This window comes from Pseudomonas sp. CBZ-4, assembly GCF_000346755.1.
Classification (GTDB): domain Bacteria; phylum Pseudomonadota; class Gammaproteobacteria; order Pseudomonadales; family Pseudomonadaceae; genus Aquipseudomonas.
The window spans coordinates 36,013-42,036 of the sequence record NZ_ANNV01000135.1 but is presented as its reverse complement, the minus strand read 5'-3'; the positions used below and the strand labels follow the sequence as shown (position 1 = coordinate 42,036).

Sequence of the window (6,024 nt, the reverse complement as noted above, 5' to 3'; positions counted from 1 at the left end):
GAAAGACCGAGGTGCCTGCATCGCAGGCAAGCCAGCTCCCACATAAGCCAACTCCCACAGTTGGCACCGTGCAAGTTTGTAGATTGAGTTCCACCCGGCAATTGAATGCCAAACAACACAACAATAAAAAAGATCCGAGGTGTTGCATGACCGAGTTAGCCGAACCGCAGATTCCTGCCGCACCCGCCATGGTGCGGCTGCCCCTCTTGCAACTGATTCTGGTAGGCCTGCAACACGTCTTGCTGATGTACGGCGGCGCCGTCGCCGTGCCCCTGATCATTGGCCAGGCCGCCGGCCTGAGCCGTGAAGAAATCGCTTTTCTGATCAACGCCGACCTGCTGGTGGCCGGTATCGCCACCATGGTGCAGTCATTCGGCATCGGCCCGGTGGGCATTCGCATGCCAGTGATGATGGGCGCCAGTTTCGCCGCCGTCGGCAGCATGGTGGCCATGGCCGGCATGCCCGGTATCGGCTTGCAGGGGATCTTCGGCGCGACCATCGCCGCCGGGTTCTTCGGCATGATCATCGCGCCGTTCATGTCCAAGGTGGTGCGCTTCTTCCCGCCCCTGGTCACCGGCACCGTGATTACGGCCATCGGCCTGTCGCTGTTTCCAGTGGCCGTAAACTGGGCCGGCGGCGGCAGCGCAGCGGCCACCTTCGGCTCGCCGATCTACCTGGCGATTGCCGCGCTGGTACTGGGCACCATCCTGCTGATCAACCGTTTCATGCGCGGTTTCTGGGTGAACATCTCGGTGCTGATCGGCATGGGCCTGGGCTACGTGCTGTGCGGCCTGCTCGGCATGGTCGACCTCAGCGGCCTGGCCCAGGCGCCGTGGGTGCAGGTGGTGACACCGTTGCACTTCGGCATGCCCAAATTCGAGTTGGCGCCCATCCTGTCGATGTGCCTGGTGGTGGTGATCATCTTTGTCGAGTCCACCGGGATGTTTCTCGCCCTGGGCAAGATCACCGGCCAGGACGTCACCCCGAAAATGCTCCGCCGTGGCCTGTTGTGTGATGCCGGCGCCTCGTTTGTGGCCGGGTTCTTCAACACCTTTACCCACTCGTCCTTTGCGCAAAATATCGGCCTGGTGCAGATGACCGGCGTGCGTTGCCGTTCGGTGACGATCATGGCTGGCGCGTTCCTGATCGTGCTCAGCCTGCTGCCGAAAGCCGCGTACCTGGTGGCGTCGATTCCGCCGGCAGTGCTCGGCGGTGCGGCGATTGCCATGTTCGGCATGGTGGCCGCGACCGGAATCAAGATCCTCCAGGAAGCCGACATCGCCGACCGCCGCAACCAGTTGCTGGTGGCGGTAAGTATCGGCATGGGCCTGATCCCGGTAGTACGCCCGGAGTTCTTCGCGCAACTGCCGCTGTGGATGAGCCCGATTACCCACAGTGGCATCGCCATGGCCACCCTCAGCGCGTTGTCGCTGAATGTGCTGTTCAACATCCTCGGCGGCGCGGAACGCCCGGAAGTCGCCCACTCGCATTGATTCCTTCGTTCATTACAAAAACAAAAACAGACAGGGAACACCGACATGCACGCCATTCACCCGGGGCCGGCCACAAGCCGTGCCCCATTCTCGCCCCACGCGCTCTTTAACAGCGCACTTGAGCCAAGGCTTTGGAGCCAGTATTCTCCGCGCCCGCTCGAATCGACTCAAAAAAAAACAGCGAATGTAAAAGCTGACTGCAAGGCCAACTTATCCCGGCCTAATGTCTGCTGCCAAAGTGCGCAAACGTCCTCTGAATTCGACTGCATCTCATGCAGCCGACGGGGATTTTTTGGCTTTTTAAACACCTTGGCGCAGCTCTTGCTAAAAGCATTAAAGCTGACCGAACAGACGATTTTTGCAGCGAACCAAAAGGCGCCACACCAGAGCGCCTGCGTAGAAGAAAAACCACAAAACTTTAACTCGGGAGCAACCGAATGAAACCTATGTTCAAAGGCCTGATGCTGGCGGGATCCCTGCTGACCGGTGGCCAAGCCGTGGCCGGTGACCTGCTGCAATGGCAAAACAACAGCCTGACCTACTTGTGGGGCAAGAACTTCACCGTCAACCCGCAGATCCAGCAAACCGTCACGTTCGAACATGCCGATGCCTGGAAGTACGGCGACAACTTCCTGTTTGTCGACCGCATCTTTTACAACGGCAAGGAAGACGGCAACGTCGGCCCGAGTACTTACTACGGCGAAATCAGCCCACGCCTGTCGTTCGGCAAGATCTTTAATCAAGACCTGTCCTTTGGCCCGATCAAGGACGTGCTGCTGGCCTTTACTTACGAGTTCGGCGAAGGCGACAACGAGTCGTACCTGTTCGGCCCTGGCTTTGACTTGAACGTGCCGGGCTTCGACTACTTCCAGTTGAACTTCTACCAGCGCCAGACCGAAGGCAACCGCCCGGGCGATGGCGTCTGGCAGATCACCCCGGTATGGGCCTACACCCTGCCAGTGGGCAACTCCGACATCCTGATCGATGGCTTTATGGATTGGGTGGTGGACAACGACAAGAACGCCCGTGGCACTTACCACGCCAACCTGCACTTCAACCCGCAGGTCAAATATGACCTGGGCAAGGCGATGAACTGGGGCGCGAAGCAGTTGTATGTCGGTTTTGAATACGACTACTGGAAGAACAAGTACGGGATCGAAGATTCCGGTGCATTCAAGACCAACCAGGACACGGCGAGCTTCCTGGTCAAGTACCACTTCTAACGAGCGCTGCTAGTCTCCTGTGGGAGCTGGCTTGCCTGCGATAGCCATCTGTCTGTGCCAAATGTGTTGGCTGGCACACCGCTATCGCAGGCAAGCCAGCTCCCACATTCAGATCTATTCAAGGCCGAGAAATCGGGTGATTTCGTCGCGCTTGGCCAACGCATCCCGCCGCCCCAACTCGATCAACTCGCTGCAATACCCCGCCTCGAACAGCAAGTAACTCAACACCCCCGCCCCGCTCGTCTTGGTTGCCCCTGGCCCACGCAAGAACAGGCGCAACGCCGCCGGCAATTCCTGGCGATGCCGTGCCGCGATCTCGTCGATGGGCTGGCTCGGCGCAATCACCAGCACTTCCACCGGCGCCAGGCCACGGGCCGCGCTGTCGGCCGGCTGGAAATGGCTGAACTGGTTGAGGCGTTCCAGCAACTCGATATCACTTTCCAGGCTGTCAATGAACGTGCTGTTGAGCATATGCCCGCCGATCTGCGCCAGGGTCGGCTCCTGGCCGGTGAACGTGCGCTGCACAGCCGGCTCATTGCCACGGGGGTTGCCGCTGACGCCCACCACCAGCACCCGACTGGCACCCAGGTGCAGGGCCGGGCTGATGGGCGCGGATTGCCGCACGGCGCCATCACCGAAGTATTCGTGGTCGAGTTTCACCGGGGCGAACAGCAACGGGATCGCCGAGCTGGCCAGCAGGTGCTCAACGGAGAGTTGCGTCGGTACGCCGATACGCCGATGGCGCAACCAGGCGTCGATGGTGCCGCCGCCCTGGTAGAAGGTCACCGCCTGTCCGGACTCATAGCCAAAGGCCGTCACCGCGACCGCATGCAGGTGCTTGTTACGGATGGCCTCGTCGATGCCGTCCAGGTGCAGCTTGTCCTTGAGCAACGCCTTCAGCGGTGTGCTGTTGAGCAGCGCCACCGGCATTTGCGAGCCCAGCCCGAGCAAACTGTGAATAAAGAAGCGACTCGCCTGGCGAATCACCCCCGGCCAATCACTGCGTAGCACCAGATGACTGCGAAAGCCCTGCCAGAAGGCCGTAAGGCGCTGGATCGCCGCAGTGAAATCCGTGGCACCGCTGGCCAGGCTGACGGCATTGATCGCGCCGGCCGAGGTGCCGACGATCACCGGAAACGGGTTCGGCGCCCCTGGCGGCAATAGCTCGGCAATCGCCGCCAACACCCCCACTTGATACGCCGCTCGCGCCCCACCGCCGGAAAGAATCAAGCCTGTAACCGGTTCAGCTGGGCGCATCGCGTCACTCCATGTGGGGGAAAGGTCGGTCTTTTGGGCGAGGGAGCTTGCTCCCGCTGGGCTGCGTAGCGGCCCCAAAATCTGGGGAGCGCTTCGCACTCCAGCGGGAGCAAACTCCCTCGCCACAAGTGTTCGTCTGTTTTATCGGCGGCGTTTTTCGTACAGCTTGGGCTCACCCGGTGGCCGGCTCTTGAAGCGGCGGTGGGTCCACAGGTACTGCTCGGGGCATTGGCGTACCGAGGCTTCGACCCACTGGTTGATGCGCAGGCAGTCGGCCTCATCACTTTCGCCCGGGAAGTCGGTCAACGGCGGATGGATCACCAGCCGGTAACCATTGCCGTCCGCCAGGCGCTCCTGGGTGAACGGCACCACCAGTGCCTTGCCCAACTTGGCGAATTTGCTGGTGGCCGGCACCGTGGCGGCCTGGATGCCGAACAGCGGCACGAAGATGCTCTGCTTGGCGCCGTAGTCCTGGTCCGGCGCATACCAGATCGCACGGCCGGCGCGTAGCAGCTTGAGCATGCCGCGCACGTCTTCGCGCTCGATGGCCAGGGAGTCGAGGTTGTGGCGCTCGCGGCCACGGCGCTGGATATAGTCGAACAACGGGTTGCCGTGTTCGCGGTACATGCCATCGATGGTGTGCTTCTGCCCCAGCAACGCCGCTCCGATTTCCAGGGTGGTGAAGTGCAGGGCCATGAGGATCACGCCCTTGCCATCCAGTTGGGCCTGCTTGAGGTGTTCCAGCCCTTCGACATGGGCCAGGCGCGCCAGGCGCTGGCGCGACCACCACCAGCTCATGGCCATCTCAAAGAACGCGATGCCGGTGGAGGCAAAGTTTTCTTTAAGCAAATGTTTACGCTCTTTCGCGGATTTTTCCGGGAAGCACAGTTCCAGGTTTCGCGCGGCGATGCGGCGGCGTTCGCCGGCCACACGGTACATCCCCGCACCCAGCAGGCGACCAATGGTCAACAGCGCACGGTAGGGCAACTGGGTGACCAGCCACAGCAGGCCGAGCCCCAGCCATAACAGCCAGAAACGCGGGTGAAAAAATACAGCTCGAAAACGCGGGCGATCCATTACAGATTCCGGTAAAGACAGGGCCGCGCATTCTACAACGGTTCGACTCGGCTTGCGGCCAGTGGATGTTCTCGTTATAAGTCTCGACACTTTTCGTGACAAGCCGCTTTATGCCGACCATGAGCCAAACCGAACCGCTAGACCAAGATCCCGTGTTCCAGCTGAAAGGCAGCATGCTCGCCATCACCGTGCTGGAACTGGCCCGCAACGACCTCGACGCCCTGGACCGCCAGCTCGCCGCCAAGGTCGCCCTGGCGCCGAACTTTTTCAACAATGCCCCGCTGGTACTGGCCCTGGACAAACTCCCGGCTGGCCAGGGCCTGATCGACCTGCCCGGCCTGATGCGCGTGTGCCGCTCCCATGGCCTGCGCACCCTGGCGATTCGTGCCAGCCGTATCGAAGACATTGCCGCGGCCATCGCCATTGAACTGCCAGTACTGCCGCCGTCCGGCGCGCGGGAGCGACCAATCGAACCATTGGTCGCTGAAGAGAAGAAAAAACCGGAAAAACCGCCGGCACCGACGATCAAGCCTACAAAGATCATCACCTCGCCCGTACGCGGCGGGCAGCAAATTTACGCCGAGGGTAGCGACCTTGTAGTGATCTCCTCGGTCAGCCCAGGGGCGGAACTTCTCGCCGATGGCAACATCCATGTATACGGCCCGATGCGTGGCCGTGCCCTGGCCGGCATCAAGGGTGATACCAAGGCGCGGATTTTTTGCCAGCAATTGACCGCTGAGCTAGTGTCCATCGCAGGCCGTTACAAGGTTTCCGAAGATTTGCGCCGTGATCCGCTGTGGGGGGCCGGGGTACAAGTCAGCCTGTCGGGCGATGTGTTGAACATCATCCGTCTTTAACGGATACTGCCGCATTTTCCAAGCATCTCTAGACTCTGATAGCACAGCGAAACTGGCATTACTTGTGTAGGAACATCTGAAGGTTGGCGTTTTTTCTGCGCAAACCCGTCTTTTCCC

The 6,024-nt window shown here is 60.8% G+C and carries 6 protein-coding genes; 4 read left to right on the top strand and 2 right to left on the bottom strand.

Translation table 11 applies throughout. From position 1 onward, the window contains the following. Window positions 1–146 precede the first annotated feature (146 nt). From B348_RS0118395 to B348_RS0118390, 3 genes are read left to right on the top strand one after another with little or no spacing between them, the layout of a single operon-like run. Window positions 147–1,493 (top strand): nucleobase:cation symporter-2 family protein, encoded by a 1,347-nt coding sequence (locus tag B348_RS0118395; protein ID WP_017737540.1) that lies wholly within the window; start codon window positions 147–149, stop codon window positions 1,491–1,493. A 45-nt stretch (window positions 1,494–1,538) separates the two neighbouring features. After that, a complete protein-coding gene (locus B348_RS1000000131590) occupies window positions 1,539–1,934 on the top strand; it encodes a hypothetical protein (protein WP_157356524.1) in 396 nt (131 codons plus the stop codon). After that, entirely contained in the window at window positions 1,931–2,716 is a 786-nt protein-coding gene (locus B348_RS0118390; protein WP_026136879.1) for an outer membrane protein OmpK, read from the top strand. The genes B348_RS1000000131590 and B348_RS0118390 overlap by 4 nt, the downstream gene beginning before the upstream one ends. Before the next feature lie 114 nt (window positions 2,717–2,830). Here the strand turns inward: B348_RS0118390 and B348_RS0118385 are convergent, their stop codons facing one another. Together B348_RS0118385 and B348_RS0118380 are read right to left on the bottom strand one after the other, a co-directional pair. Then, window positions 2,831–3,973, bottom strand: a complete 1,143-nt coding sequence (locus B348_RS0118385) for a patatin-like phospholipase family protein (RefSeq protein WP_017737538.1) — start codon at window positions 3,971–3,973, stop codon at window positions 2,831–2,833. Between the two features lie 141 nt (window positions 3,974–4,114). Further along, a complete protein-coding gene (locus B348_RS0118380; RefSeq protein ID WP_017737537.1) occupies window positions 4,115–5,050 on the bottom strand; it encodes a lipid A biosynthesis lauroyl acyltransferase in 936 nt (311 codons plus the stop codon). A 119-nt stretch (window positions 5,051–5,169) separates the two neighbouring features. On the opposite strand from B348_RS0118380, the gene minC reads away from it, so the two are divergent. Continuing rightward, entirely contained in the window at window positions 5,170–5,907 is a 738-nt protein-coding gene (minC, locus tag B348_RS0118375; protein ID WP_026136878.1) for a septum site-determining protein MinC, read from the top strand. Window positions 5,908–6,024 lie beyond the last annotated feature (117 nt).